This window comes from Pseudomonas sp. FP2254 (genome assembly GCF_030687695.1).
GTDB lineage: Bacteria > Pseudomonadota > Gammaproteobacteria > Pseudomonadales > Pseudomonadaceae > Aquipseudomonas > Aquipseudomonas quebecensis.
On the sequence record NZ_CP117444.1, the window covers coordinates 2,442,971 to 2,469,813 of the forward strand.

General features: G+C 61.7%; 23 protein-coding genes. 7 read left to right on the forward strand and 16 right to left on the reverse strand.

From position 1 onward, the window contains the following. Nucleotides 1–37 precede the first annotated feature (37 nt). The 6 genes from PSH94_RS11235 to PSH94_RS11260 all read right to left on the reverse strand — a co-directional run bounded on the left by PSH94_RS11235 (nt 38) and on the right by PSH94_RS11260 (nt 4,705). Nucleotides 38–784: a hypothetical protein gene (locus PSH94_RS11235; RefSeq protein ID WP_181077254.1), complete on the reverse strand. Its 747-nt coding sequence runs from the start codon at nt 782–784 to the stop codon at nt 38–40. Between the two features lie 41 nt (nt 785–825). Beyond that, nucleotides 826–1,506, reverse strand: coding sequence for a C39 family peptidase (locus tag PSH94_RS11240; RefSeq protein ID WP_305437508.1), 681 nt, complete (start codon nt 1,504–1,506; stop codon nt 826–828). A 60-nt stretch (nt 1,507–1,566) separates the two neighbouring features. Further along, a complete protein-coding gene (locus PSH94_RS11245) occupies nt 1,567–2,316 on the reverse strand; it encodes a hypothetical protein (protein WP_181077258.1) in 750 nt (249 codons plus the stop codon). A gap of 67 nt (nt 2,317–2,383) precedes the next feature. Continuing rightward, on the reverse strand, nt 2,384–2,932 hold the full coding sequence (locus PSH94_RS11250; RefSeq protein WP_305437509.1) for an adhesin: 549 nt from the start codon (nt 2,930–2,932) through the stop codon (nt 2,384–2,386). Beyond that, a complete protein-coding gene (locus PSH94_RS11255) occupies nt 2,932–3,381 on the reverse strand; it encodes a hypothetical protein (protein WP_181077262.1) in 450 nt (149 codons plus the stop codon). The genes PSH94_RS11250 and PSH94_RS11255 overlap by 1 nt, the downstream gene beginning before the upstream one ends. 328 nt (nt 3,382–3,709) lie before the next feature. Continuing rightward, complete coding sequence (locus tag PSH94_RS11260; protein WP_181077264.1) at nt 3,710–4,705, reverse strand: FecR family protein; 996 nt, start codon at nt 4,703–4,705, stop codon at nt 3,710–3,712. Nucleotides 4,706–4,858: 153 nt separating this feature from the next. Here PSH94_RS11260 and PSH94_RS11265 point away from each other — a divergent pair, with 153 nt between their 5' ends. After that, the gene (locus tag PSH94_RS11265; RefSeq protein ID WP_181077266.1) at nt 4,859–5,128 is read left to right on the forward strand and encodes a PepSY domain-containing protein; all 270 of its coding nucleotides are present in this window, start codon (nt 4,859–4,861) and stop codon (nt 5,126–5,128) included. 20 nt (nt 5,129–5,148) lie between these two features. Here the strand turns inward: PSH94_RS11265 and PSH94_RS11270 are convergent, their stop codons facing one another. After that, complete coding sequence (locus tag PSH94_RS11270; RefSeq protein WP_305437510.1) at nt 5,149–10,302, reverse strand: dermonecrotic toxin domain-containing protein; 5,154 nt, start codon at nt 10,300–10,302, stop codon at nt 5,149–5,151. Nucleotides 10,303–10,471: 169 nt separating this feature from the next. On the opposite strand from PSH94_RS11270, the gene PSH94_RS11275 reads away from it, so the two are divergent. Next, nucleotides 10,472–11,506: an Ldh family oxidoreductase gene (locus PSH94_RS11275; protein ID WP_181077269.1), complete on the forward strand. Its 1,035-nt coding sequence runs from the start codon at nt 10,472–10,474 to the stop codon at nt 11,504–11,506. Between the two features lie 42 nt (nt 11,507–11,548). Here the strand turns inward: PSH94_RS11275 and PSH94_RS11280 are convergent, their stop codons facing one another. After that, nucleotides 11,549–11,869 (reverse strand): YqjD family protein, encoded by a 321-nt coding sequence (locus PSH94_RS11280; RefSeq protein ID WP_253507009.1) that lies wholly within the window; start codon nt 11,867–11,869, stop codon nt 11,549–11,551. Between the two features lie 163 nt (nt 11,870–12,032). Here PSH94_RS11280 and PSH94_RS11285 point away from each other — a divergent pair, with 163 nt between their 5' ends. Continuing rightward, on the forward strand, nt 12,033–12,287 hold the full coding sequence (locus PSH94_RS11285) for a hypothetical protein (RefSeq protein ID WP_003190904.1): 255 nt from the start codon (nt 12,033–12,035) through the stop codon (nt 12,285–12,287). On the opposite strand, the gene PSH94_RS11290 is transcribed toward PSH94_RS11285, so the two are convergent. Next, nucleotides 12,268–13,179, reverse strand: coding sequence for a LysR family transcriptional regulator (locus PSH94_RS11290; protein WP_181077366.1), 912 nt, complete (start codon nt 13,177–13,179; stop codon nt 12,268–12,270). The two genes, PSH94_RS11285 and PSH94_RS11290, sit on opposite strands and share 20 nt — an antisense overlap. Nucleotides 13,180–13,275: 96 nt before the next feature. Here PSH94_RS11290 and PSH94_RS11295 point away from each other — a divergent pair, with 96 nt between their 5' ends. Then, a complete protein-coding gene (locus PSH94_RS11295; RefSeq protein WP_181077273.1) occupies nt 13,276–14,202 on the forward strand; it encodes a carbon-nitrogen hydrolase family protein in 927 nt (308 codons plus the stop codon). 28 nt (nt 14,203–14,230) lie between these two features. Here the strand turns inward: PSH94_RS11295 and PSH94_RS11300 are convergent, their stop codons facing one another. Continuing rightward, nucleotides 14,231–14,692, reverse strand: coding sequence for an LEA type 2 family protein (locus tag PSH94_RS11300; RefSeq protein ID WP_181077275.1), 462 nt, complete (start codon nt 14,690–14,692; stop codon nt 14,231–14,233). Between the two features lie 11 nt (nt 14,693–14,703). Further along, a complete protein-coding gene (locus PSH94_RS11305) occupies nt 14,704–16,131 on the reverse strand; it encodes a nucleobase:cation symporter-2 family protein (protein WP_305437513.1) in 1,428 nt (475 codons plus the stop codon). 234 nt (nt 16,132–16,365) lie between these two features. On the opposite strand from PSH94_RS11305, the gene PSH94_RS11310 reads away from it, so the two are divergent. Beyond that, nucleotides 16,366–17,991, forward strand: coding sequence for a methyl-accepting chemotaxis protein (locus PSH94_RS11310; protein ID WP_181077279.1), 1,626 nt, complete (start codon nt 16,366–16,368; stop codon nt 17,989–17,991). Between the two features lie 69 nt (nt 17,992–18,060). On the opposite strand, the gene PSH94_RS11315 is transcribed toward PSH94_RS11310, so the two are convergent. Genes PSH94_RS11315 through PSH94_RS11335 form a run of 5 tightly spaced genes read right to left on the reverse strand, consistent with a single transcriptional unit; the run spans nt 18,061 to nt 23,164 of the window. Then, nucleotides 18,061–19,038: a D-glycerate dehydrogenase gene (locus tag PSH94_RS11315; RefSeq protein ID WP_305437515.1), complete on the reverse strand. Its 978-nt coding sequence runs from the start codon at nt 19,036–19,038 to the stop codon at nt 18,061–18,063. Next, nucleotides 19,035–20,333: an MFS transporter gene (locus PSH94_RS11320; RefSeq protein WP_181077282.1), complete on the reverse strand. Its 1,299-nt coding sequence runs from the start codon at nt 20,331–20,333 to the stop codon at nt 19,035–19,037. The genes PSH94_RS11315 and PSH94_RS11320 overlap by 4 nt, the downstream gene beginning before the upstream one ends. A 48-nt stretch (nt 20,334–20,381) precedes the next feature. Then, nucleotides 20,382–21,323 carry a sugar kinase gene (locus PSH94_RS11325; protein WP_181077284.1) on the reverse strand — a complete coding sequence of 314 codons (942 nt, stop codon included), beginning with the start codon at nt 21,321–21,323 and terminating at the stop codon, nt 20,382–20,384. Further along, on the reverse strand, nt 21,316–22,098 hold the full coding sequence (locus PSH94_RS11330) for a sugar phosphate isomerase/epimerase (protein ID WP_305437517.1): 783 nt from the start codon (nt 22,096–22,098) through the stop codon (nt 21,316–21,318). The genes PSH94_RS11325 and PSH94_RS11330 overlap by 8 nt, the downstream gene beginning before the upstream one ends. A gap of 46 nt (nt 22,099–22,144) precedes the next feature. Beyond that, the gene (locus PSH94_RS11335) at nt 22,145–23,164 is read right to left on the reverse strand and encodes a LacI family DNA-binding transcriptional regulator (RefSeq protein ID WP_305437519.1); all 1,020 of its coding nucleotides are present in this window, start codon (nt 23,162–23,164) and stop codon (nt 22,145–22,147) included. Between the two features lie 261 nt (nt 23,165–23,425). Here PSH94_RS11335 and PSH94_RS11340 point away from each other — a divergent pair, with 261 nt between their 5' ends. Both PSH94_RS11340 and PSH94_RS11345 read left to right on the forward strand, forming a co-directional pair. After that, a complete protein-coding gene (locus PSH94_RS11340) occupies nt 23,426–24,673 on the forward strand; it encodes a hypothetical protein (protein WP_305437521.1) in 1,248 nt (415 codons plus the stop codon). Between the two features lie 129 nt (nt 24,674–24,802). After that, nucleotides 24,803–26,800: a hypothetical protein gene (locus PSH94_RS11345; protein ID WP_305437523.1), complete on the forward strand. Its 1,998-nt coding sequence runs from the start codon at nt 24,803–24,805 to the stop codon at nt 26,798–26,800. The last annotated feature ends 43 nt before the right edge of the window (nt 26,801–26,843 follow it).

Below are 26,843 nucleotides of genomic sequence, written 5' to 3' on the forward strand. Positions count from 1 at the left end.
CCTTTTCCAATGCGTAAGTGTCGAGGCTCAGCGTAGTTCAATAACCAAGGGTGCGTAGGCCCTTGAGTTGGTCCAGGTTGCAGTTCAACGCAGGGTTGTTCAGCCCGTTATTGCCCATCACCACGTTGAGCTGGGTCATGTTGCTGACGAAGTTGGTGTTGCCGGTCAAAACCGTGCCTTGCAGCACCGTGCCGCCGCCGATCTGCTGCAGGCTGTTGCCCTGGTTATGGTTGGCCTGGATCGCCATTTGCAGGCCGCCGTTGTTGGCCGACACGCTCACCTTGCCGGCCGCGCTGTCACCGCTCACGGTGCCGCCGGCCACCAGCACTTGCCCGGACTGCACCAGATTGGCCGGCGCGAGGCCGTCCTGGCTGACGGTGATGCCGACGTTGTTGTTGGCGGTGTTGCCGTCGCCGGCCGCCCGCACGCTTTGCGTCACGCCCTGGCCACTGCCCAGGCCGGCGCCGCCGACCACATTGCCGGTGCCGGCGGACGGGGTGGTGCCGCTGCCGGTCGAGCCGGTGGTTTGCACATAGAACTGCGGGGTAAGGGTGGTTTTGTCGACCTGCATGCTGGCCTTGCCGGTGATGCTGTCACCCACGGCATTGGTCCACGTGCTGCTCATCACAATGCCAAAACTGATAATTCGTCCCGGCATCACGTAGCGGCCTCGCAGGTCGGCCATTTCCGAATCCTTCAGTTCAATCGGCTTGAACCCCGATGAAGCGTAAGCAGGCATTGAGGCTGCCAGGCACAAGGCCGTCAGCCAGCGGGACGTGTTCATCGCTTGCTCCTGGAGCGTCCTGGCTCCTTATTGCGCTTCTTTTAAAAGAAGTCGCTCTGGATAAAACCGAAATCCATCAATTCAGCGTCGCCCACGGGCCGGAACTCGTTCAAACGGTTCCTGGCGGTCAGTGGCGCAGGTGGGTCGAGCAGCACATTGGCCTTGTCGTAACCCTCACCCAGCACGGCGAATACGATGCCATTCCAGCCTTTGACGAAGTCGTCATGGGCGTAGCGTTTATGACCCAGCACCGGATCGCCGATGTAGACCCAGTCCTTGTCGGCCTGCTGCAGCACCACGAAGTGCTTGTAGCCGCGGATCTCCAGCAGCACGACCACCGGGATCTTCACGGTCAACAGGGTGTCCGGCGAGATTTTGTAGCCCCGCGCCCGCATGCCGATGCTTTCGAGGTAGCGCTTCATGTCGAGCATGGAAAAACCCTGGGTGCGTACCAGGTTCTGGTCGGCGTTGACCAGCATGCCCTTGATGACGTGGTCTTCATCGACGTCCAGCCAATAACCCTGGCGCAGGATGGTGGCGAGTGCCGCGGCACCGCAGCTGAAATCGGTTTTCTGTTCCACCAGGTTGGCGAAGCGGCGCTCACGAATGCTTTCGACCTTCTTGTAGATCACTGCACCGCCAGGCATGGCGGAAATCGCCATGGTGCCTGCCCAGGTCGGGCCGGTGAGGAGCATTAGCAGGGAAAGGGTCGCGAGGCGCATGATCGAAGGCCGGGTGGACACTGGAATAGGAAAGGGCCTTGTCGCCAAGGCCCCGTTGGATCAGAAGCGCACGCCGCTGGCGCAGACGGTGCAACCTTGACCGATCGCCAGGCTGTTGCTGCCCTGGTTGCCCGAGCCCGATTGCAGGTTCACACCCACGTTGCCGGAGTTGCGGTTGACCGAGTTGTCGAGGCTTGCGTTGTTGGACACATATTGCGCGTTGCCGCCATGGCCATAACCATAGCCGTGGCTGGTCGCGGCCGCGTTGAGGTAGCTGTTGCCGAGCGAGTTCTGCTCGGTGTTGGCGGCGGCCGCGATGTTTTTGCCATCGGCGGTGACGATCGCCAGGTTGTTTTTACCCTGGTTGCCCTGGCCGGCCTGGCCGTTGTAACCCACGTTGCCGGAGTTACCGTTGACCGAGTTATCCAGCGAGGCGTTGTTCTGCGTGCCTTTGTTGGTGAAGCCGTTGCCCAGGCTGTTCTGGTTCACGTCGACCAGGCCGAATACCGTGGCGGCGTCGCCTTTGGCGCTGGAGATCGCCGCCGAGTTGTCGGCCTGGTTGCCGCTGCCGGCCTGCACGTTGACACCGGTGTTACCGCTGTTGCCATTGACCGAGTTATCGGCCGAAGCATTGTTGTCGGTCTTGGTGTCGTCGAAGCGGTTGGCTGCGCTGTTTTGTACATCGGTCACCACCGCGGCGATGGTGCCGGTGGGTTGAGGCGCAGGGTGCCAGCCACCTGCTTGAGCGGCGGCAGCCATGAGTGCGGCGAGAGCGAAAACCAGGGGTTTGAGAGCCATTTGAGGTTTCATGGTGTTTCTCCTTGCTTCTAATGTGTGGTTTAAGTGTTGGTACGGTCCAGCCGGTACTACCAAGCGTTCACTTGATAGTGATGCCCAGGGTGTTAGCCACTCGGTTCCCCACCCCGGCACTCTGGTTCACCTGAATCACTCCTCGGCTGCCTGTGAAGGCCTGATCGCTGGTAACGACCAGGCGGCTGCCAGTGGTGGAGGTGAGACCTGAGTCGGTCAACTGCGTCGTGTTCTGTTGCAACAGGACGCTGTCATCGATGCTCTGCGGGCCAGGATTGACGCTGATCCGCACGGCGTTGATGGTCTGGTTATTGGCACCGGCCGTCTGGTTGATACCCAGCATGCCGTTGCCATTGGTAAAAGCGCTGCCCTGGATCGCTGCCTTGGCGTTCAGGGCAGGATCGACCTGACCGTCCATTCTCTGGATATTGACGGTGGTCGCCTGGCCGCCGAGCGTGATCGCGCGGGTATTGGCCATTTGCTGCTGGTTGCCCGCGGCCTGATTGATCGAGAAGTTGCCGCGATAATCCTCGCCACTGTTGTCGATCACCGCGTTGTTATCGGCCAGGGCCGAGGCGCTGCTCAAGAGGGCGAAGATCAGCCAGGCACGGTTCATTACTTGCCCCCCATCATGCTGCCGATGTTGTTCAGGGGCGCCATGCCGCGCTGGATCGAATCGCTGATCTGCCCACCCATGCTGCTGCCGCTGCCGTGGCTGGCGGAGGAACCCGCGCCGAGGGTCGACATGCTGTTCTGGGTGGCGTGCGGGCCGGTCAGCACGCCGCTGTTTTGATTGACCTGGGCGAAACTGGCACCGCTGCTCACGCCGCCGATATCAAGGTCGCTGAGTTCGCCGGTGGCGTTGATCACTTCGCGACTGGGATTGGCGTTGGCCGTGGTGGGGTAGGGGTCTTTACCGAAAGGGGCACGACCGTACATGTGCGCCTGTACGTTGCGGCTTGTCACGATCACGCCATCACCGGCAAAGGTCGACGCACTGATGCCGAGGCTGAGCACACAGCTGGTCAGCAGTACCTTTATCGAGCGTTGTGTGAGTGTGTTCACGGCGGCATATCCTTATTCTCGGCACTGACCCTGAACAGTGCTGTGGGGAATAGAGCAGATGCCGTGCCGATTTTTAAATTGTTTTGATATTCAATGGCTTGTGACGATCGAGCGGCGCGTCGACGATGTCGGTGTCTCAGCGCTGAAACACCTGCCGTTCAAGCGCGTGTAGCCCGCTGTCCCACAAACGATTCACCCCTGTGTATCACCGGTGTAACACCGTGCATGACAAAAGCATGAACCCACGGTGTACACGGGCTTCAGCTCAGGCAGGTGTTTCAAAAATGGACACTGCGGGCGCGAACGGGCCCGCACGGATCGGCCGGGCTCAGCCTTTCGGGGTTTTACGCGGGATGGAGTTGAGTACGGGGTTGCCGTCCTGGTTCTGGGTCAGGTAGACCGGCAGCACCTTGGGCAGGGAGGGGATGAGGTTATTGACCTCGCTGAGGTTGTAAATGCCACCGATCCGAATCGCGCCGGTTCCGGCATCGGCCAGCATCACCGGTTTGCTCAGGTAGCGGTTGATCAGCGGCAGCGCATCGGCCAGCGCCAGGTTGTCGAGGATCAGCTTGCCCTGGCGCCAGGCCAGGGCGCTGTCATTCGGGCTGAACGGCCTCACGCGCGGCGTGGCATCGCCCGGTTGATAGCTGGCCTGCATGCCGGGGGTCAGTGGCACGCTGCCGTGTATGGCATCGCTGGCGATCTGCACCGAGCCTGCGAGCAGCATCACACGGACCTGATCGCCATATTTCCACACATTGAACTGGGTGCCCGTCACGCGCACCTGGCCCTCGCCGGCGCGCACTACAAACGGGTGGGCGCTGTCGTGGCTGACGTTGAAAAACGCCTCGCCTTTTTTCAGCGTGACCCGACGTTGATCCTTGTAGTTGCTATAGACCAGTTCGGTGCCCAGGTTCAGCTCTACCTGGCTGCCATCGCTCAAGGTCACCTGACGCAAGCCCTGGGTCGCCTCGAAACGTTCATAGGAATTGGGCAGCCACCCGGCCTGCCACCCGGTAAACGCGGCCAGCGGCAAGGCCGCCAGGCATAGCGCTGCCGCCACGGCATAACGACGTACGCGACTGCGCGGTTTGAACGCCAATACCGGCGCGGCGGGTGCGGTGCGCGGCAAGTGATCGGCGACGTCCCAGATTTCCAGCATCGCGGCGTATTCAAAGGCGTGCAAGGGATGGGCGTCATGCCATTGTTGAAAAGCCTGACGTTCAGCCGGTGTGCAATCGCTGGCATGCAGGCGCATGCACCACTGCGCGGCGGCATCGGTGATGGTGTCGTATTCGGCTTCTGAAACAGACTTTTCGGTCATTAACGCATCCTGATTTCCCACATTCTAACCCCCACAGGTAGATGGCGAGAACAGCCATCATGGCGATTGCACATCAATTGGAACTTATTCTTGTTTGGCGCTACCTAAAAATTCAGGACACGCGTCCGCATTTCCCCACAAAGGAGTAACGCTATGTTGAAGAAAACCTTCGTCGCCCTGTGTGCAACCTCCGCGCTGCTCGGTGCCGGCGCCGCCCTGGCCGATAAGCCAGGCGCAGGCTGGATCACCATCGACAAGGCTATTGAAGTGGCCAAGACCAAGGCCGGTTATGTCGAGGTCTACGCGGCGGAAGCCGACGACAACGGTTACTGGGAAGTCAAAGGTCGCAAGTCCGACGGTTCCGTTTATGAAGCGCGTATCGATGGCGCCTCGGGTAACGTGCTGCGTGACCAGAAAGACTGATTCACCCGCCGGGAGCCGGTTCAGGCTCCCGCATCCAGCGCCCGGCCGATTTCGCTGATCAGGAAGGTCAACGAATCCGCATTGGCCAGGATCGTATCGATACGCTTGTCTTCATTAGTCATGAACACCTCGCGTGCTTCAGCCAGGGTCCGCGCCCCCGTGGTACTCAACACCTTTTTTCTTTGTAACGAGGTTCCCTGAAGGCTGCTGAAATCCTCATAACGGCCGCCCAGGTCGTCCAACGCTTTGAACAGCATATCGGTGGGCGTCATAAGGGAAAGGGCGTTGGCACGCAGGTCGGATAATTCTGTTTTCAACGATTGCCCGCCTTGGAGGTTGCCATCAATCAAGTCGACAAACGGACGCATGCTGTCCAGATAAGCCAAGTCCTCGGTGGACGACCTGATATGAGTGATTTCATGAATTAACGTGGACGCGCGTGCATGGGCCGACAGATTGAATGGTGTCGTCATATAAGGTTGGTAGTAGCCCATTTGGGTATCGAAGAAGCGCTCCACCAAATAAATTTTATGGTCTCTGTCGTCCGGCAGCGTGAAAGCGAACGATGTGTGCGGGTTTTGGCGATGGCTGCCGCTGACAAACCGCATGGAATTCGGACTGGTCAAGGTGTGATTGGTCAATTCGTCCAGCACATCGTCGACCCGCTTCTCGATGCGCTGCAACTGGCTGAGGGTCAGGTGAGGCACGCCGAACAGCTCGGCAAAAAAAAGTCCGGTCCGGCTTCCGGGGTCGCGACGTCCACCAAAGTGCTGAATGTTGCGCTTGCAGTTCACCGCGTAATAGGTCGCGACATTCAGCGCTTCGTCGATGCACTGTGCCTTCCAGCTTGACAGTGCCCTGATCGCGGGCATGCCGACCGCTTCGATATTGATGCCCTCTCGCTCTGACAGGTACGCGCGCGCCTGGCTTGCATAGCGGCTCAACGTCTTGCCGTAGCGCGGGTTGAGGAGACCCAGGTCCAACACCCACTCGCCCCGTGGGGTGAGTCGCACATAAGGGCCCAGGTGGTCGTCGCTGCTTAAGCGCCAGTATTCGCCTGCGCGTTTTACCGAGTAGACCTTGCCCGCCACCGGTACGTAATCGCGGGCGCCGATCTTGTCCCTGTAGACCTGAGTCAGCGCGCTCTGCGTGAGTGTGTCCAAGGCAACATCATGGTTTTCGAAGACATGCAGATGCGTGCGCTCGGGCGCGGTCATGTCCAGGGCTGCAAACGTCGTGGCGGCCGGCGGTGCGTCTTGCAGCCATTGCTCCAGCGGGACTGGATATGTGGCCGGTGGCGGTTCGGGAAACAGTTTGTCCAGCGCCTTGCGCAGGGACGCCAGTTCGGCCACGCCGCCGGCAAAGGTCTTGAGTGCGTGTTGCCAGCGGTGCTGCTGCAGGTCTTCGGCAGAGGTTTTGAACAGTGCGTAGCTGCGCCACACTGTCAGCGGATAGACCAGTTTTCCCGCCATGAAACGCACGCCTGCGGCAATCCCCTTGGTCAGCAGACTGGTCACTGCATCCCAGTAGTTTTTGCCCGACGCAGAGAACTGGCTGCCGAGCATCCGCAGCAGCATCTCGCAATTGTCCTTGAATAGTTGATCAAGCACGTTACCGGCGATGGAGTTGGCGCCGAAGCGAATCTCCGAAGGACCTTGAGTCCACTGTTGACTGAGCAAGTTGCGATACGTGGCTTGATGCGCCGGTTCCAATTGGCCGATCACCCATTGCTGCAGTGTGCCGGGGGCGGCGAACGCCTGGAGCAGTGCCGTCTCGTTGGCAAACTCCTTCAGCAGGTGATCAGGGCTGTAGGGTGCATACAGCACCAGCGGCCCGGTAGCCTCGGGTTTCGGGCCGATCAGGTAGCAGCCCAATGCCCGCACGCGCGAGGCGCCCTGTGTGGCGATCAGTTCGAGGGGGCGAACCAGCGCCGTCACGCCATGCACGGTGGCGCGAGCCAGGGCGTCGGGCATATCGAAGATTTGTCGGATAAACCCCCAGGCCGATGCAGACAAGCGTTCATCCAGGGTTTGCTCATGGGCGTATTGCAACACTTGCCAGGGCAACTGCCGGCAGAACAGTTGGCGCCGTGTACGCGCTTGCTCGCCAGGGCCCTTGAGGTGGGTGTTCAGCCATTGTCCATAGAAGCTTTCCACGTCCACCTGGCGGATCAGTTGCTCAATGGCGGAGCCGTCCAGCGTCGCTGGCAGCGGGTCGCCGGTGCGTGAACGGGGGCGGATATCGTCGGCGCGCAACGTCGGCAAGTGCCGCATCGCAAAGTCCGTGAGCGTCTGGGTGTTGCCGGCCAACTCGACCCGTCCGGGAATCAGCACATTGTTCGGGTTCAGCGCTTGCCGGGGAAAACGTGCGTCGAGCAATTCCGAAAGGCGGTCGAATACATGTTCGCGCAGGGGCGTAACGCTATGCAGATAATCACGCTCGTCCGGGGCACTGATGCGGTACTGCTCCACCAGCTCGGCGTGCAGAATCTGCTCGGCGGGTGCCGCCATGCCCAGCCAGACCGGGAGTGCCTGCTGGTTGATCAGCGCCCGCGCCATCGCGATGGCCCTGGGTAAGTTGGACGGCGGTGCGCGCCGGATCAGGGCGTCCACGCACTCCTGAAAGCGCGTGGGGCTCAATCGCAGCGAGAGCAGGTGGTCTATTTCGTCGCGGGTGGCGTCGCTGTAGCTGTGTTGCCGATCGTGCAGCAAGTGCTCGTCAATCCGTTGCAGTGGCCCCAGCTGCCAGGAACGGTGGGGCACGCGCTGGGATATCGGCAGGTTTTCCAGCAGGTGCAGGCGCTGCCGGGGATCTTGCAGGCGCAGGGTCAGGATGTCCCGCAGGCGGGTGATGGATGCAAAGGTTTCGTAGCCGCGCGCGGGGGTCCATAGCACCGCCGTGCCCGAATGGTCCGGGTCCAGGCCGCCGCGCTCGGTCAGCACAAAACAGTTGGCCAGGCCCTGTAGGTCGGCCCCGTTGTCTGGGTGCAGGGTAAGGCTGAACGCATCCGGTATGAACCCGTCCAGGCCATGCCGGGTGAGCCGGCTCATGCCGTCAGGCTGGAGCGAACTGTGCAACAGCACCAGCGCGCGCGGCGGCAGGTTTTTCGCTACGCCCCGCAGTTGCACTTCGCCGTCCAGGCCTTGCAACAGGCCATGACTCAGGTGGGCCAGGTTATTTTTCACTAACATCCCAGGCAAGGCTCCCAGCGTCTGTTGCGCAAAAGTGCCAAGTGCCCGGTCGATAAGCGCATCCACTTCCACTGTCGTCAGGTTGTGCAATTGGAAGGCAGCGCCCTGGTGACGCGGGCCGTAGACACCGGTGTGCGTCGACGCGCCCACGGGCCCGGCCTGTCGCACCAGGCGTGCGATAAAGTGCTCGACCAGGCTCGATGACGCCTGGGGCAGGCGCTCTTCGCGTTCCTCCGCCGCGGAGGCGTACGTGTTGATGTACACCTCGCAAGCCTTGAGGCTAAGCAGCCCTTTGCGCAGCTCGGCCTCCAATGCTTGGGTCGCCAGGTCGCGCAGGGTCGGGTGGCTGGCCTGTTCCTCCACCAGCGCCGCCTCGACGGCCTGCAACCGCTGCAGCTGCAGCTTGGCTTTTTCAGCCTGGACCGTCGTCGGGCGCCCGTTGCCCTGGGTGATGGGATGCACCGACCAGCGCCCGCCCGCGTCCTGCTCCAACAGTTGGCTGTCGAGCATGGTGCGTACGTCCAGGGCGCTGTCGAGCAATGCCGCCAGGTTGACGCTGCCGGAGTTGCACCGATACAACCCCAGCGCGTATTCCAGGTTGTCGGCCTGCTTGGCCACGATATCTTCGACCATGGCTTGGAACACGTTGCCAAGGATGGGTTGCCCGCTGACATGCACTTGATCCATAGCGATAAACAGGCTGCGCTCATCCAGGGACAGGAAGTTGAGCAACTCATCTTCATGCCCCGTGGCCTTGAGCATCGACACGAGGGTGTCCTTGAGGTCATTGAGGTCGCCAAGCACCTGCAGGCCCCGGGACTGGGTGTACAGGTAGGCATGCGCATTGCTGATCATCAGGGTGCCGGCCAGGTCGACGAAGTGCTGGAAGGGGGCGTGGATGCGTACCTTTTCGATGCTCAAATCGCCGGAGGCGGCCTGCTGTGCAAGGGCCATGCTGCGCAGTTTCTGCATCTCGTCACTGCTCAGGATCATGCCCTGATGCTTGAACAGCAGGTCGGCGCGGAATTTCTGGCTCATCACCCGTGCACAAAAATGCAGACGGGACTGACCGCCACCGTTGAAGTCTTCGTGCCAGAAGGTCTGCAACAGATGGTTGAGCAATTTTGAAAGGATGCCGCTGGTGTGTTCGATTACGTTGTCCCAGCGTTGCTGATCCTGGGCACGCTGTGCGTCGGTCAAGGCGCGAAAGTCGCGGCCTGGGTTGGTATAGGTGTGGGTTTGGTCGGCGGGCCAGGCGTGCCGGGCGTAAAAGCGCAACAGCGCCTCGCGCAGTGGCACCGAGTCGACCCAGCGGCTGTCTTCTTCCGGCGACGCACGGCTGAAGAAATCCACCCGTGTGTCACGTTGTTCCACATCAGGGAAGTACGGGCGGGCCATGATACCGAGCAGTTTGTCGAGCATGTCAGGCAAGTCTGGCAGCTTGCGCAGCTCACCCAGCATGGCGATCACATTGTGCACTTGCGCGGCGTGGATGGCTTGCTGCTGATCCGGCATCACGGCGCCCGGGATCACGGCGGTTGTCAGCGTCAGGCGTGTGGAGGTCGAGAGTGCCTCCTGATCGCCCAGGGACACGAATTGCAGCAGGTCAGTGCGCTGCTCCGGTTGGCGCAGGCGCGCTGTCACGTCAGCGAGCAGCGCGGCGTGGTTGTCGAACACTTCCAGGCCGCCATAGGGGGTGTAGAGCACCGCCTTGTCAGCGTCGGGAGTCGGGCTCATCACGAACGCGCCGGCCAGCGGCAGGGCGGGTTGGCCCGCAGGAGTGATCAGCAACCGTTCTACGCGCATGGGGAAACCGTGGATCCTGGCGTCCATGCGCGCGTCATGACTGGCGTAGTACAGCGTGTGCAGCCAATCCAGATCCTTGAGCGTCAACCCCAGCGCACGCTCCCTTGGCGTAGGTTCCCTGCGTTTGACCGGACCCAGGAATTCATCGAAAAAATACGGCGGTGTGACGTGCGCCATGGTGCGCTCTCCAGCAATGCGGCGGTAGGAGGCGCCACGGTATGCGGCGGCGCGGCGCGGCTGGCGGTAGATAACTGGGGGCGGCCGTTGACAGCGGGCACGGGGCGCGTTGTTTAATCGACGATCTGGATCCTTGTTGTCTCTTCCAATTATAAAATCGGAGCTACAGATGTCTGCCCAGTCCCCGACAGTTGACAATGCCAGCGCGCTTATCGGTTTCGACGAACTCGTGGGGCTGCTGCATGCGGTCTTCGTCAAGCACGGCACCTCGCCGCAGGTGGCGGCGACCCTGGCCCATAACTGCGCCAGCGCCGAGCGCGACGGTGCGCACAGCCATGGAATTTTCCGTATCCCCGGTTACCTCAGCACGCTCGCCAGCGGCTGGGTCGACGGCCAGGCGCTGCCGGTGGTGACCGATGTGGCGAGCGGCTTTGTCCGCGTGGATGCCGGCAATGGCTTTGCCCAACCGGCCCTGGCGGCGGCGCGCGATGTGCTGGTGACCAAGGCGCGCAGCGCGGGGATTGCGTTGCTGGCGATACATAATTCCCATCACTTCGCCGCGCTGTGGCCGGATGTCGAACCCTTCGCCGAAGAAGGGCTGGTGGCGCTGAGCGTGGTCAACAGCATGACCTGCGTGGTGCCCCATGGCGCCGACCGTCCGCTGTTCGGCACCAACCCCATTGCCTTCGCCGCACCGCGCGCGGATGGGCCACCGATTGTGTTCGACCTGGCCACCAGTGCGATTGCCCATGGGGATGTGCAGATCGCCGCGCGCAAGGGCGAGCGCCTGCCGCCGGGCATGGGCGTGGACAGCCTCGGTCAGCCCACCACCGATCCCAGGGCGGTGCTCGAGGGCGGCGCGCTGTTGCCGTTCGGCGGCCACAAGGGGTCGGCATTGTCGATGATGGTCGAGCTGCTGGCGGCGGCTCTGACCGGTGGGCACTTTTCATTCGAATTCAATTGGGCTGACCATCCAGGCGCGCGCACGCCGTGGACCGGGCAGTTGCTGATCGTGATCGATCCAAGCAAGACCGCAGGGCAAAGCTTCGCCGAGCGCAGCCAGGAATTGGTGCGGCAGATGCATGCGGTGGGGCTACGGCGGTTGCCGGGGGATCGACGTCATCGCACACGGGCGAAGTCGCTGGAGGAGGGGATCGTGGTGGAATTGGATGCGTTGAATCAGTTGCGCGATTGGGCCAGTTGAAACCGCGTCACCGCCGACAGGCAGCGGCGACGCAGAAGCCGTTTAGTTGCGGCGCCCCAGCAACAGGCCAACCACCAGGCCGAAGCCTGCCGAGATAGCCACGGTCTGCCACGGGTGGCCACCGATGTAGGTCTCGGTCGCATCGACCACGGGTTTGCTGCGCTCGCGCACGCTGGTCACGGAGTCCATGGCTTGCTTGAGTTTGAGGGCGACCTGCTCGCGCAGAGTCTCGCCTTCTTCGCCAACGAGGCTGGCGCTGCTCTTGAGCAGCTTGTCGGACTCTTCAATCAGCGAAGCGAGTTCGCTGAAGGCTTGGTCCTTGATTTGATCGGCGGCGGTTTGGGCAGCGGTTTTGCGGGCCATGGTGTGACTCCTTGCAAGTGAATGTGGCAGTGAACAATGGAGTCCCCGACCGCCGCAAAAGTTGCAGTTTTTTTGCCGGTGGCGGGGACCGGGCGAAATCCGGATCTTGAAATAGCGACTGTCGGTGTAAGATGTCGCCTATTTGTGCAGCAGGTAATTCAACATGAGCTTCAATCTCGCCAACAAAACCCTCGCCGAGCGCGCCGAGCTGGAAGATGAAAAGTCGCGCCTCTATGACCTGTGGCAAACCAACCTGGGCAAGGCCAAGGGCGAAGCCGCGCGACTGTTCGGCGAGCGCGCCAAGCGCAAGGGCAAATGGGCCGAGTGGGTCCGCGCGGAACTGGACGGCATGTCGCCGCCGGAGTTTTCCAACATGGTGCGCAGCGAAGTCAACAAACTCATGGCGGCGGCGAAGTAAAGCTCGCCACAATCGCCTCGCGCACCTTGAGCAACAGCGGATCGAGCTGAGCCTGGGTGCGCCACCCCAGCTCCACGGGGTAGCGCGGCAGCGCCAGCGGGCAGCGCAGTACGCGCAGCCCCGTCATCTGGGCGATCGCCTGGGCCGCATGCCCGGGAATGGTCGCCACCGCCTGGCTGCCCTTGAGTAAAAACGGCAGGGCGGCGAAGTGGCTGGTCGATGCGCACACGTGGCGGCTTAGTCCCTGCGCTGCCAGCCCTTCGTCGGTAATCCCGATAAACCCTCCGGACGACACCAGCACGTGCTCGCGGCTGACGAACTGCTCCAGGCTGATCGTTTCCTGGCCCGGCGCCAGGCTGCCGGCGTCCACCAGGCAACGGTAATCGCCTTCTCCCAGCACTTGTCGACTCAACCGGCCCTGGGCGAACCCGCCGGCGGTAATCGCCAGGTCCAGCGTGCGGTCGAGCAGGGCGCCGGCGACGATCTGGCTGTGGGTCTGGCGAAAGATCACGCGCAACTGCGGCAAACGCTGTGCAATCTGCACCATCAGCCGCCGGCCATAGGCAATCTCAAAGTCATCGGACAGGCCTACCACCACGGAGCGCCCCTGATACTGCGGGTGTACCGGGTCGACCATCGCCAGGCTCTGGCGGCAGCGGTCCAGTGCTTCACTGATCACCGGCTTTAACTGGTTGGCGCGCAAGGTGGGCGCCAGGCCACGGCCGGTGCGCACGAACAGTGGGTCGCCATACACGTCGCGCAGGCGCCGCAGTCCCGCACTGATGGCCGATTGCGTCACGCCCAGGCGCAACGCCGCGCGGCTGGCGCTGGACTCATCGTGCAGGGCTTCGAAGGTTTTCAACAGATTCAGGTCGACCTGGGCGATATTCATCTGGCTCATATCATTCAGTACTGAGGTGGGCTTTATTCATGATCGGGGCTGGCGGGAGAATGGGCAACCCCAAGCCCACTTATCGGAGTGAACGTCATGCCCATTTCTACCGTCGCCGCCCTGCAAATCGGTTCCCTGCCAGGCGGCAAGGCCGACACCCTTGAGCAAATCCTTGGCTATGAAGACGCGATCCGCCGCAGTGGCGCGCAATTGGTGGTAATGCCCGAGGCGCTGCTCGGGGGCTATCCCAAGGGCGAAGGGTTCGGCACCCAATTGGGCTATCGCCTGCCCGAGGGCCGCGAAGCCTTTGCCCGCTACTTCGCCAACGCCATCGACGTACCGGGCGCGGAAACTGAAGCCCTGGCCGGTTTGGCGGCGCGCACCGGCGCCAGCCTCGTGCTGGGAGTGATCGAGCGCAGCGGCAACACCTTGTATTGCACTGTGCTGTATTTCGAACCCGCCGGCGGCCTCGTTGCCAAGCACCGCAAGTTGATGCCCACCGGCACCGAGCGGTTGATCTGGGGCAAGGGCGACGGTTCCACCTTGCCGGTGATCGACGCGGCCGTGGGCCGTATTGGCGGCGCGGTGTGCTGGGAAAACATGATGCCGCTGCTGCGCACCGCGATGTATGCCAAGGGCGTAGAGGTCTGGTGCGCACCGACCGTGGACGAGCGCGAGATGTGGCAGGTGAGCATGCGGCATGTGGCCCATGAAGGCCGCTGCTTCGTGGTCAGCGCCTGCCAGGTGCAGGCGTCACCCGCAGCCCTCGGCGTGGAGATTGCCAACTGGCCTTCAGACCGCCCGTTGATCGCAGGCGGCAGCGTGATCGTCGGCCCCATGGGCGACATCCTGGCTGGTCCGCTGGTGGGCGAAGCGGGATTGCTGACGGCACGGATCGATACCGACGACCTGGTGCGCGCGCGATATGACTACGACGTGGTGGGGCATTACGCACGGCCGGATGTGTTCGAACTGGTGGTGGATGAGCGCGCCAAGCCAGGCGTGCGCTCTATCACGGACTGAAGCGTTGGCAGGAAGGTTGGGGAGGGCTTTACCACGTCGCGCTGTCAGGCATATCCAACGTGCCTCGGTCAACGAAACGCATGGTGCCGAACAGTCCGCCGGCCAGTTTGCCCCGCAGCACATAGGGCAGGTTGTTCAAACTCTGGGTCTGGCTCAGGCCCAGGGTCTGACGCAGCACCGAAAATGCCGAAACGCTGACCGGCACCGTCAGAACGGTCTCGGAGAAGCGAGGGATGCTGCCGACCTGGTCGCTCACGCCGGAGGCCAGCGGCCGGCCGTTGACTTCCAGGTCGAGAGCCACGCCGTTGTAGTCGATCGCCGTTTCGTTGGGGTTCTGTACCCGCAGTTTGACGGCGAAGCGCACTTCCAGATCCTGGCTTTGCAGCGGTTCGACACCTACCACGTTGATGTTCACCGGGTCGCGGTTCGGGAACAGCGCGCAGGCGCTCAGGGTCAGCAGCAGCAGCGATAGCACCATGAGCTTGCGCATGTGGGGGGCTCCTATTTCGTGATGTCCGGGTCTTGCATCACCTTGAGGGTCGAGGACTCCGGATCGAATTCATCCTCTTCCAGCTCTATGAACTCTTCGGGCAGGAAAATGTTCAGCAGGATGGCACAGAACGCTCCTACAGTGATTGGCGACTCGAAGATGTTATGCAGCGCCTTGGGCAGCTCGCGCAGCACTTCCGGCACGGCCGCGACGCCCAGGCCCATGCCCAGGGAAATCGCCACGATCAGCACGTTGCGCCGGTGCAGACCGGCTTCGGCGAGGATCTTGATGCCGGCCACGGCCACGGTGCCGAACATGATCAGCGTGGCGCCGCCCAGTACCGGTTTGGGCATCAGTTGCAGCACCGCGCCGATCATCGGGAACAGCCCCAGCAGCACCAGCAGGCCGGCGATGAAGTACGCCACATAGCGGCTGGCCACGCCGGTCAGCTGGATCACGCCGTTGTTCTGGGCGAAGGTCACCATCGGCAAGCTGTTGAAGGTGGCGGCCATCGCCGAGTTGAGGCCGTCGGCCAGCAGGCCGGACCTGATGCGCTTGATATACAGCGGGCCCTTGACCGGCTGCTGGGAAATCATCGAGTTGGCGGTCAGGTCGCCGGCGGCTTCCAACGGTGAAATCAGGAAGATCACCGCCACCGGAATAAACGCCACCCAGTCGAACGAAAACCCGTACTTGAACGGCACCGGCACGCTGATCAACGGCACCTGGGGCAGCGCCGCCATGTCGACGCGGCCCATCCACCAGGCCACCGCAAAGCCCAGGGTCAGCCCGATCACGATCGAACCCAGGCGCAGGAACGGGTTATTGAAGCGGTTGAGCACCACGATGGTCAGCAACACCAGCGCCGCCAGGCCCATATTGCCGGCCGCGCCGAGGTCGCTGGCACCGAAACCGCCGGCCATGTCGGTGACCGCCACTTTGATCAACGACAGGCCCATCAAGGTGATGATGGTGCCGGTCACCACCGGGGTGATGAGTTTGCGCAATTTACCGATGAACTGGCTGAGCACCACTTCGATAAACGCCGCGAAGAAGCAGATGCCGAAGATCGTCGAGAGGATTTCATCGGTGCCGCCGCCGCGGGCCTTGACCATGAAGCCGGCACTGAGGATCACGCTGATAAACGAAAAGCTGGTGCCCTGCAGGCACAACAGGCCCGAACCGATGGGGCCGAACCGGCGCGCCTGTACAAAGGTGCCCAGGCCCGAGACGAACAGCGCCATGCTGACCAGGTACGGCACTTCGCTTTCCAGGCCAAGCACGCCACCGACGATCAGGGTCGGGGTGATGATGCCGACAAAACTGGCCAGCACATGCTGCAACGCAGCAAAGAGTGCCGCGCTGAAGTGCGGACGGTCTTCCAGGCCGTAGATCAGGTCGGATTTATAGCGGGGGCGGGGGGCTTGAGCGTCAGACAAAGTAGGGGCCCGGGGTCGGAAAAGGGAGGCGCAGGATGCCAGAAAGCGCTGGTCGTCAGAAGTGTAAAAAAATATTTATAAGTGCCCTGCATAAAATCCCGATCCTTGCCGATACTGCTTATAGGCCCACCTATCAAAAACAACAGTGGTGACCAGGCTCAGGGCAGCGCGTTGACGCTGACTGATCGTTTTGCGGCACGGACGCGCGCAGACACTCTATTCGGGAACTCTTCTATGTCGCTTCGTCATTTGAATATCGCTCCTCGCGCTTCGCTGGGTTTCGCCTTCATCGCGCTGCTGGTCGTGGTGCTGGGCGGGTTCGCGGCCAATCGCATGAGCCTGATTCGCCAGGCTTCGGTGGATATGAACAGCAATCAGCTGCCCAGCGTCACGTACCTTGGGCAGGTGACTGAGAATGTGTTGCGCATGCGCATATTGTCGTTTCGCGTGCTGGTCAACCGTGATCCCGCCGCGCTGAAAGAAGCCGAAACCCGCATCGGTGTGCTGGTCGATAAAGCAAAGACTGCCCAGGCCGGTTACGCGGCCTTGCCCGCCGGCCCGGAAGAGGCGGCGCTGTACAAGACCTTCGTGACCACCCTGGACAACTACCTCAAGGCCCAGGCCGACATGCTCAGCCTGTCCAGGGACGGCAAGATTGATGAGATGCGCACCCTGATCAACACCCGGATCAAGGACGGCACCGACCAGATGGGCGAGCAGTTGAACAAGTTGATTGCGCTCAATGGCGCCGCGGCCAAGCAAGCCAATGACGTGGCAGGCCAGAGCTACACCAGCGCGATCACCGGGATCGTGGTGGTTTCGGTCGCCGCCGCGCTGCTGACGGTATTGCTGGCCTGGCTGCTGACCCGCAGCATCGTCACGCCGCTGCGCAAAGCCGTGCAGGTGGCCGAGACTATTGCCGGCGGCAACCTCAGCAGCGTAATCGAGGACGACGGCAAGGATGAGCCGGCACGTTTGCTCGGCGCCTTGTCGACCATGCAGACCAACCTGCGCCAGACCATCCGCCATATCGCCGGCTCGGCCACTCAACTGGCGTCGGCGGCCGAAGAGTTGAGCGCGGTTACCGAGGAAGCGTCTCGCGGCTTGCAGCAACAGAACGACGAAATCGATCAGGCCGCCACGGCGGTCAACGAGATGACCGCAGCGGTGGAAGAAGTGGCGCGCAACGCGGTGTCCACCTCCGAAGCCTCGCACCAGTCCAACCAGGCTGCGCGTGAAGGCCGCGACCGTGTAGTGCAGACCGTCGACGCGATCCAGACCATGACCCACGACGTGCAAAGCACTGCCGCCATGATCGAGGGCCTGGCCACCCAGGGGCGTGACATTGGTAAGGTGCTCGACGTGATCCGCGCGATTGCCGAGCAGACCAACCTGCTGGCGCTCAACGCCGCCATCGAAGCGGCACGCGCCGGTGAAGCCGGACGCGGTTTTGCGGTGGTGGCCGACGAAGTGCGGGCGCTGGCCCATCGCACCGCGCAGTCGACCCAGGAGATCGAGAAAATGGTCGCCGGCATCCAGAACGGTACCGGCGAGGCCGTGCAATCGATGCAGCAGAGCAACCAGCGCACCCAGGACACATTGGAAATGGCGCGCGCCGCCGGCGTGGCGCTGGAGCAGATCACCCAGTCCATCAGCCTGATCAACGAACGCAACCTGGTAATCGCCAGCGCCTCGGAAGAACAGGCTCAGGTGTCCCGCGAAGTGGACCGCAACCTGGTCAATATCCGCGACCTGGCGTCCCAGTCCACCTCCGGCGCCAACCAGACCAGCGCCGCCAGCCATGAACTGTCGCGCCTGGCGGTGGACTTGAACGCGATGGTGGCCAAGTTTGTGATCTGACCCTGCCCGGTGGGAGGGGGCTCTACACCCCCTCTCATCAAAGCTGATCGGTGTTTGCCTTCAGTGTGCCTATTGCTTAAAGGCGGCCGGGTTGACCAGGTTCTTCGGCTTCTGGCCCGCCAAAGCCGCCAGCAGGTTATCCACCGCACATTTGGCCATGGCCTCGCGCGTTTCATGGGTCGCCGAGCCGATGTGGGGCGTGGCCACCACGTTGTTCAACCGCAGCAGCGGCGAGCTGTGATCCAGCGGTTCCTTTTCGAACACATCCAGCCCCGCCGCGCGGATCGTGCGTTGCTGCAACGCCTCGACCAGCGCCGCTTCATCCACCACTTTGCCGCGGGAAATGTTGATAAAGATCGTGTCCGGGCCCATCAGCGCAAACTGCTCGGCGCCGATCAGCTTTTCGGTCTCGGCGGTCAGCGGCAGGGTCAGGCAGACGAAATCGGCCTGTTGCAGCAAGTCTTCGAGACTGCGGTACTGCGCGCCGAAGCGCTCCTCGACCCGTGGCTTGGGCGAGTGGCTGTGGTAGAGCACCGGCATGCCGAAGCCGAAATGCCCGCGTTGGGCCAGGGCTTCGCCGATGCGGCCCATGCCGATGATGCCCAGGGTCTTGCCGTGCACATCGCTGCCGAAATGCGCCGGGCCAATGTTCTTGTGCCATTGCCCTGCGCGAACCATATCGGCCAGTTCCACCACACGGCGTGCGGTGGCCAGGATCAGCGCGAAACCGGTGTCGGCGGTGGTTTCGGTAAGCACGTCCGGGGTGTTGCTGAGGAGGATGCCGCGCCGGGTGAGGTAGTCGATGTCGTAGTTGTCGACGCCCACCGAGACGCTCGCCACCGCCTCCAGTTGCGGCGCCAGGTCCAGCAAGTGCGCGTCCAGGCGCAGGCTGGCGCCCAGCAGGCCGTGGGCGCTCGGCAGGGCGTCGCGCAGCTTGGCCAGGCCGGTGTCATCCAGAGCTTCGATCAAGGTGACGTCCACCTGCTCGTGCAGGCGCGCCATCAACGGCGCGGAGAGTTTTTTGTACAGCACCACAGACTTTTTCATTGGGCTTTCACCTTTAATTCAAGGGTTGGCAGCGGCGCGCGTTCACGGTCGCTGGCGCCGGGCTTGAGGAAAATCGTCAGCACCACCGACAGCAGCAGCGCGCCGCTCATCAACAGGTACGAGGCGCCCGGCGAACCGGTGCTGCTGTTGAGGTAACCCACCAGATATGAGCCGCCGAACGAGCCGAGGGCGCCCATGCTGTTGATCAGCGCCATGGCGCCGCCGGCGACATTGGCCGGCAGGATTTCCGGCACGATGGCGAAGAACGGACCGTATGGCGCGTACATGCACGCCCCGGCAATCACCAACAGGGTGTAGGACCACCAGAAATGTTCGGCGCCGAGCACGTAGGAGGCGTAGAACGCGATGGAAGCGATCAGCAGTGGCGGCCACACAAAGCGTTTGCGTTTTTGCAGCTTGTCCGATCCCCAGCTCACCACCAGCATGCCGATCACCGCCGCCAGGTAAGGCAATGCCGACAGCCAGCCGGCCTCGACCATGTCCATCTGCAGGCCTTTTTTGAGGATCGACGGCAGCCACAGCACAAACCCGTACACCCCGATGCTCCAGCAAAAGAACTGCAAGGCCAGAATGATTACCTTGGGCGAGCGGAAGGCTTCGGCGTAGTTCTTCACCGCCTTGATGCCGACCTGTTCGGCGGCCAGAGCGGTTTCCAGTTCCTGCTTTTGCCCGTCGCTCAACCAGGTGGCGTCCTTGGGACGTTCATCGGCCAGCTTCCACCAGATAAACGCCCACAGCACCGCGGGCAGGCCCTCGATGATAAACATCCAGCGCCAGCTGAAATGCTGCACCAGATAGCCCGAAACCACCGACATCCACAACATGGTCACCGGGTTGCCGAGGATCAGGAAGGTGTTGGCCCGCGAGCGTTCGGCGCGGGTAAACCAGTGGCACAGGTACACCAGCATCGCCGGCATCACCGCGGCTTCCACCACGCCGAGTAGAAAGCGGATGGCGATCAGCATATAGGCGTTGGAGACCACGCCGGTGAGGGTGGCGAGACCGCCCCACAGGATCAGGCTGACAAAAATCAGTTTCTTGACGCTGCGCTTTTGCGCGTAGATCGCCCCCGGCACCTGGAAGAAAAAGTAGCCGAGGAAGAACAGCGCCCCCAGCAACGACGACATGCCGGGGGTGATCATCAGGTCTTCGGCCATCCCGGAGGCGGCGGCGAAGCCATAGTTGGCACGATCCAGGTACGCCAGACTGTAGGTGATAAACACGATAGGCATGATGTACCACCAGCGGCGGGTGGCGAGTTTCACGGTTTCCATGGGCTTGCTCCTGAGCTTGTTGTAGTTGTGGCAACAGGTCGTTGGGGGTCAGGCGACGGATCGGCCGAGCAGGTCGGCGCGGGTGGGCAGGCCTTCCATGTCGCCGCGACTCTGCACGGCGCGGCTGCCGACCCAATTACCGCGACGCACGGCTTCGGGAAAGCTGAGTTTTTCCAGCAGGGCACTGATCATGCCCACGGCAAAGCCGTCGCCGGCGCCTACGGTGTCGACGACGTTCTCCACCGGCACGGCGGCAATAAAGCCCTGGTCAAGCTGCGTGCGGTAATAGGCCCCGTCCGCGCCGAGCTTGATCGCCACGGCTTCGGCGCCCTGGTCGAGGTAGAACGCGGCTATGTCGGCCGGATCATCGAAACCGGTGAGCAAGCGACCTTCGCCCAGGCCCGGCAAAACCCAGTCGGCCAGACCGGCGAGGGCGTTGATCTCGGCAATCATCTGCGCCTGGCTGGCCCACAGCGACGGGCGCAGGTTGGGATCGAACGACACGCTGCGCCCGGCTTGGCGCATTTGCGTCATCAGCGCGCGGGACAGCTCGCCGGTGGCTGGCGATAACGCCGGCGGAATGCCAGTGGCGTGCAGATGGCGGGCCTGCAGCAGCGCAGGGCTGATGTCGGCGACGGACAGATGGCTGGCGGCTGAGCCCTTGCGGAAATATTCCACCTGGGGATCGGCACCGGCTTCTTCGCGGGATTTGAATTGAAACCCGGTGGGGTGCAGCGGGTCGACGGCGACGTGCCGACAGTCCAGGCCTTCGTGGCTGAGGGTATCCACCACAAAGCGGCCCAGGGAATCATCGCCCACCCGGCTCAGCCAGGCCACGTTGAAGCCCAGCCGCGACAAGCCGATGGCGACGTTGCTGTCGGCCCCGGCGATGCGTTTGTGGAACTGGCGGACCTGCGCCAGATCGCCGGTCTGCTCGGCGACGAACATCGCCATGGTTTCTCCAAACGACAGCACATCGATCTCAGACATGGAGGTTCTCCGCGCCAGGTTGACCAAGCACGGCGAGGCTGGCGACCTGGCGTGCGGTGACATCGAGCAGGTCGTCGCCCTGCAGCGGGAATTCCACTGCCCGTGTAATCCCTTGAGTCATATGGGTGAGCAGTTGTTCCCACAGATGCAGGTCGGTGGCACCCGGCGGCAGCGCCACCAGTTTGCCGTCCGCGCGACGGGCCACGGCCTTGCAGTGCAGGTAGTCCACGTGGCGGCCCAGCAGGCGCGCGGCGGTGAGCGCGGACTGGTCCTGCCATTGCCAGTTGCCGATGTCGAAGGTCATTTTGATCGGCAGGCCGAGGCGTTCGACTTCGCTGAAAAAACGTTGCATGGGTTCGATACGGCCGCCGTGCAGGGTCTGGTCGTTTTCCACCAGCAATTGCACCGGGTGTCGGTTGAGCAGGGCATGCAGGCTTTGCAGGTCATTGGTGTCGGTGAAGTAGCCCAGGGAGACTTTCAGCCAGCGCGCGCCGAAGGCCTGGGCGCGGTCCAGCGTGGCGCTCAATTGGGCATTCGGCTGGGCGCGGCCGGCGACCCATAGCTCCAGCGGCGATGAGAACACGGCTTCCAGGCCTTCTGCGGCCACCGCATCAGCCAGCTCGGCGGGTTGCTCAACGGTCAGCAGTTCTTCACGCCATTCGATGCGCCGGGCGCCGGCCTGTGCCAGTAATTGGACAAAACTCAACTGTCCCTGTTGGCGGACCAGATCGGCGCCGTAGCTGGAGAGGCTGATGGAGACGGGGTATTTGTGCATTGTTTTTGTACCTCTGAAACCGGTTTCATTTTTGTTCAAAAAACAGTCATCCCTGGCGGCGCGTGGTGGAGCCTCGGATGATGAGTTGGGGCAGGAAATCCAGGGTGCGTGTCGGCTCGGTGTCGCCGCGCAGGCGCTTGAGCAGGCAGTCGAACGCACTGGCGCCGATGGCCTCGGTGGGTTGGGCGAGGGCGGTGATGCCATTGCCTACCAGCGGGTACCAGTCCAAGTCATCCAGGGCGATCAGGCCGACATCGCCGAACAGGTCGCACCCCAATGCCTTGAGCGCGCGGGTGCAGGCCAGCGCGGCGACGCCGTTGGCACAGAACAGCGCCTTGGGGCCGGGGGTGGAAAGAAAATTGCCCAGATGGGCTTCAAGCGCGTCGTCCAGTTCCAGCACGGCGCCGTTCAATGCCGGGCGGCGGGCGATCTCGGCCTTGAAACTGGCCAGGCGCTCCAGGCGCGAGCTGGTGCCGTCAGTGGCTTCGCTGATCAGCAGCAGCTCGCGGTAGCCCTGTTGCTCCAGATGGTGCACGGCCATGCGTACCGCTGCCGGGTTATCCAGGCCCACCAGGTCGCTGCGCAGCGGCTCGACTTTGCGGTCCACCAGCACCAGGGGCATTTCCCGTTGCAGTTCCAGCAGTTGGTCGAGGTGATGGCCGAGGGTGTTCACGATCAGGCCTTCGATGTTGTACGAGCGCAGTGCCGCCAGGTGCTGGCGCTCCTGCTCGTCGTCGCGGTCGGTGTTGCACACCACCAGGCTGTAGCCGTGCTGGCGGCAGGCGGTTTCGACGCCGTGCATCACGGCGATGGAATAGGGGTTGCGGATATCGGCCACCAGCATGCCGATCAGACGGGTGCGGCCACGTTTGAGGCCTCGCGCCATCTGGTTGGGGCGGTAGCCGAGTTGGTCGATGGCCTGCTCGATGCGCAGGGCAATGGCATCCGAGAGCAGGGCGCGGTCTTCACCGATGAAACGCGAGACGCTGGCCTTGGACACGCCGGCGTGGCGGGCAACGTCGAGCATGGTCACGCGACTGCGCTGGGCGGCAGAAAATGAGTTCACGGTACAACCTTTCTTATTGGATTTGGCGAAGCACTGAAACCGGTTTCAGAAAACACCAGTCTGCCACCTTCGTCAAGGAATTCCTGGCGGGGCGCACTACGGCTCGCAAGTGAAAAACGGACGAGCGGCACCTCTACCTGTTAGTTCTGACAGTATCGGACGGCATTATCAAGGTGTTCAATGACTCCCGCAGAGCCTTGAAAACGCTGATCGGTCAGCGTCGAGGCACACTCGACAGTGTTTGAGTAACGGGAGGTTTGGATGAACACTACCCATGCTGGTCAGCCGCGTGCGAACGGACCTTCCGGTCCCGGAGGCATCCTTGTGCTGGCTGAACCGACAGTCGTTGATGCGTTGCCGGATGGGCTGATCCCCGCGGAGTTTTATTTCAATGATTTACGCATTTTGCTCGAAACACCCTGGGCGGTTTTACCTGGCCCCGGAAGATTCCAATATGTGATTTTCGAGTGGAACGTACGCGGGGCCAGGCCGGTAGATACGCCGCCCTTCGAACTGCGAGGCCCCCTGACGGATGCCGACTTTCCCATAGCCCTGACGATTCCTCGGGACTTTCTATTGAGCAGCGCCGTCATCGATCTCAGGTACAGGGTCCATAACACCCGGCCGGATAGCCCCAGTATGGATACCTCTGAGACGGTGACGATCAGAATCGACCGCGATGCGCCCGGTGCTGGCGAGTTGCTCGCCCCCGCTATTTTCCCGATCGATCCGATCACGCAGGCTTACCTGGATGCCAACCCCATGGTGCCCATGGAAATCCCCAACGGTTATCGGGGACGTGAGGTTGGTGACAAAGTGCTGATGTATTTTTCTGACATGAACTTGCTGCCAACCGGCTTGCCGACGCTGACGTCGCCCCCGCTGACCGCTGACAGCGGCCGCATTTTTGTCGATGTGCCCCGTGAAGTGTTCCGCAGGTACCCAGGGGCACGCTGGTTGTTCTGTTTTTATCGGTTACAAGACCGTGCCGGAAATGTAAACCCGGCATTTTCACTGGTGGCTCGGGTCGGTTTGCAAACCGATCTTCCCCCCATCATGTATACGCGGCCCAGCTTTCCCCAAGCCGAGGCGCATGAAAACGGGTATCTGACCTGCACCACCCAGCCGCCGATCTGGTTTGGCGTCGAGGTGTATATCCCACCCGATGCGAACATCCTTCACGGCGATTTGATCACACTGAGATTTCAAGGGTATGGCCAATACCAGGATGTCGATCCAAACCCCGATATCGTGGAAACCCTTGAGCACTATTGGGACGGGATAGCGGATGCATCTGGCTACAACTTCTGGATCCGTGATGTCGAGCGCCTGATCCGGCCCCTGAAGGAAAACGCGGGCGGAGAAGCGAGCTACCTGGTGACCAGAGCAGGTACCGACGTTGGCCGCTCAGCCTCCAGGTTTGTGCAGTTCGATCGTGTTGTGCCGGTTTCGCCGGCACCGCCCGATCCCATCTACTGCTGGATTGACGGTAATGGCCCTGAGCCCTAGGCCGGGTTTCTCACCGCCTGAAGGTTGGGCTACATCGCTCCGATAGACGTTTTTCAAGTTAGTGCGGTGACTGAAAAGTTCTCGGCCGGAGTGAGTGTGCCTGGTTAAAAACACCAAGGAGAGACTGAAATGAGTAGAAAACATCGTTCGCCTAATGCACCCGCGCCTTTGGTTCTCAATGCACCCACAATCGTTGAAGCACTGGATGATGCAACCGGTCTTATTCCAGCGCCGGTGGCATCCGTTGGCATTAACCTGCGGTTAAGTACGGGGACAGCGTCAAGGGACACAGATTGGATGAGCATCGAAATTCGCGATCCCGGTGCGTTTCCACCGACGTGGAGTACCCTGGTAGCGCCTTATCAACTGACAGACATCCCTACTCCGATTCCACCCATCATCACCAGGTCTGTTCCTGCGCCACCACCCCAGTTCAGGCATGGTTTTTACGAGCTCAGAAATACACAGTACCGTAATAGCGCAGGTGTACCGGGACGCCCCGTAGACAGCTCCAATCCTGGCGCATTTCGAGTCGATACCATTGCGCCCTATGCCGTGGAGTCATCACGTGAGCAGCCGACGGTTCCGGTTTTCGTCAATGCGCCGCCGGGTACTGTAATCAACGATGCGTTCCTGGTAGCGGAGGGTGGTCTGGAGATCGGCATTCCCCCGAACACCTATCCCGCACAGCCAGGGCAATTTGAAGCAGGGGACGTGTTTTTTGTTTACTTCAGCCCGGTCATGGACCCGCGCCCCGAATATTTGGTGAGTGATCCCAACGGGATCCCGATGCTGCCTACGGGGGGCTCGTTCTTCTTGCCCAGAGACCAGATAATTTTGAGTGGGATGTACTATCTGTTCTACACCATCCGTGATCGGGCGGGTAACGTCAGCCGCCCGTCGTTCAATGATTTTCGCACCGTTTCATTGCTTGACGATCCTGTGCCGTTGGAGGTCTTCGTTCCATTGGCACCCGCCCCGCGCGACGGCAGCACCGACGATCTGCTCGATATTGCGGATTACAGGCAAGGCATTGACGTTCATATTGAAGAGTATCTGAACCATGCAGTAGGGCTGGACAAGTTCGAGCTGCAATGGGAAGCCCTGCCATTTGGCCCGCAGACCCCTGAACTTACTGGGTTTGACGTAATATTCACCAATATGAACGATGCGATCAGAGCGGCGTATACAGCGACGCTGGGGCCGCAGAGTGTGACGTTGCGCTACCGTATCGACCGAAATGGTGTGTTCTTTACCTCTCCCGTTAAAACCGTGCGACTTGACTTGTCGGTAGAAGGCCCGACTCTACCGGGCACCCTCGAACCGGGTGATGTGAACCCCGCACTGCAGCTGGCCCAGGTGTATGGCGCGGTCTCCAACCAACTGAATACACTGCGTATCGTCGATGCGGGTCAACCCGTCAGGATCGTGATTCCACTCTGGACCGTTGCGGTTGCACCTCATGCGGACAACAGGTTTTTCCTGTTTTGGGGAACTGCAAAAGAGCGGGTCGGTCCTTTTACCCTCAGCACGTTAGTGCCCGGGGATGACGCGACGTTTACCATCCCGTGGGACGTCGTGGCGCGCCACGGTAATGAAATACAGCCTGTCAGCTACGTGGTCACCGGCCCCGGTACCACGAATGAAAACCCGTCGGGTGTTACTTCTGTTGACGTGATCGATGCCGTGACGGTGATACTGCCGCCTGCTGGATTCCGGTACTTGGACGTCAACAATGAGTGGAGTTGCTTATCCTTGGTAAGCCGTGGCCCTGGGATACCGCCAACACTGTTCGCCGAGCTTATCATTCCAGCTGATCCGCGCCTGGTAGTCGGTAATAGTGTGACGGTAACCGTGACTATTTACTGCGAGGCGTTTGGTTTTCCACCGGGACCATTCACAGATGACTTCACCTATCCAAGGTTGAGCCAGGATGATGTGGACAATGGCTTTATCGTTGAAATTCCTTACGGTGCATTCCTCAAACAGTCTGTGTTTGGACCTTGCGAGGTGACCTACAGCACGGATGTAGCCGTCGGGGTGGGTACTGGAGAGCTGGCTGAGGCGTACACCGTATTCTCCAATCCGGCGTCGTACTGCGATGAAACGGAGATTGTGAGACCTTAGACCCACAGTCAGTTGCCAGCTGCACCAAAGGGAAACATAAGCT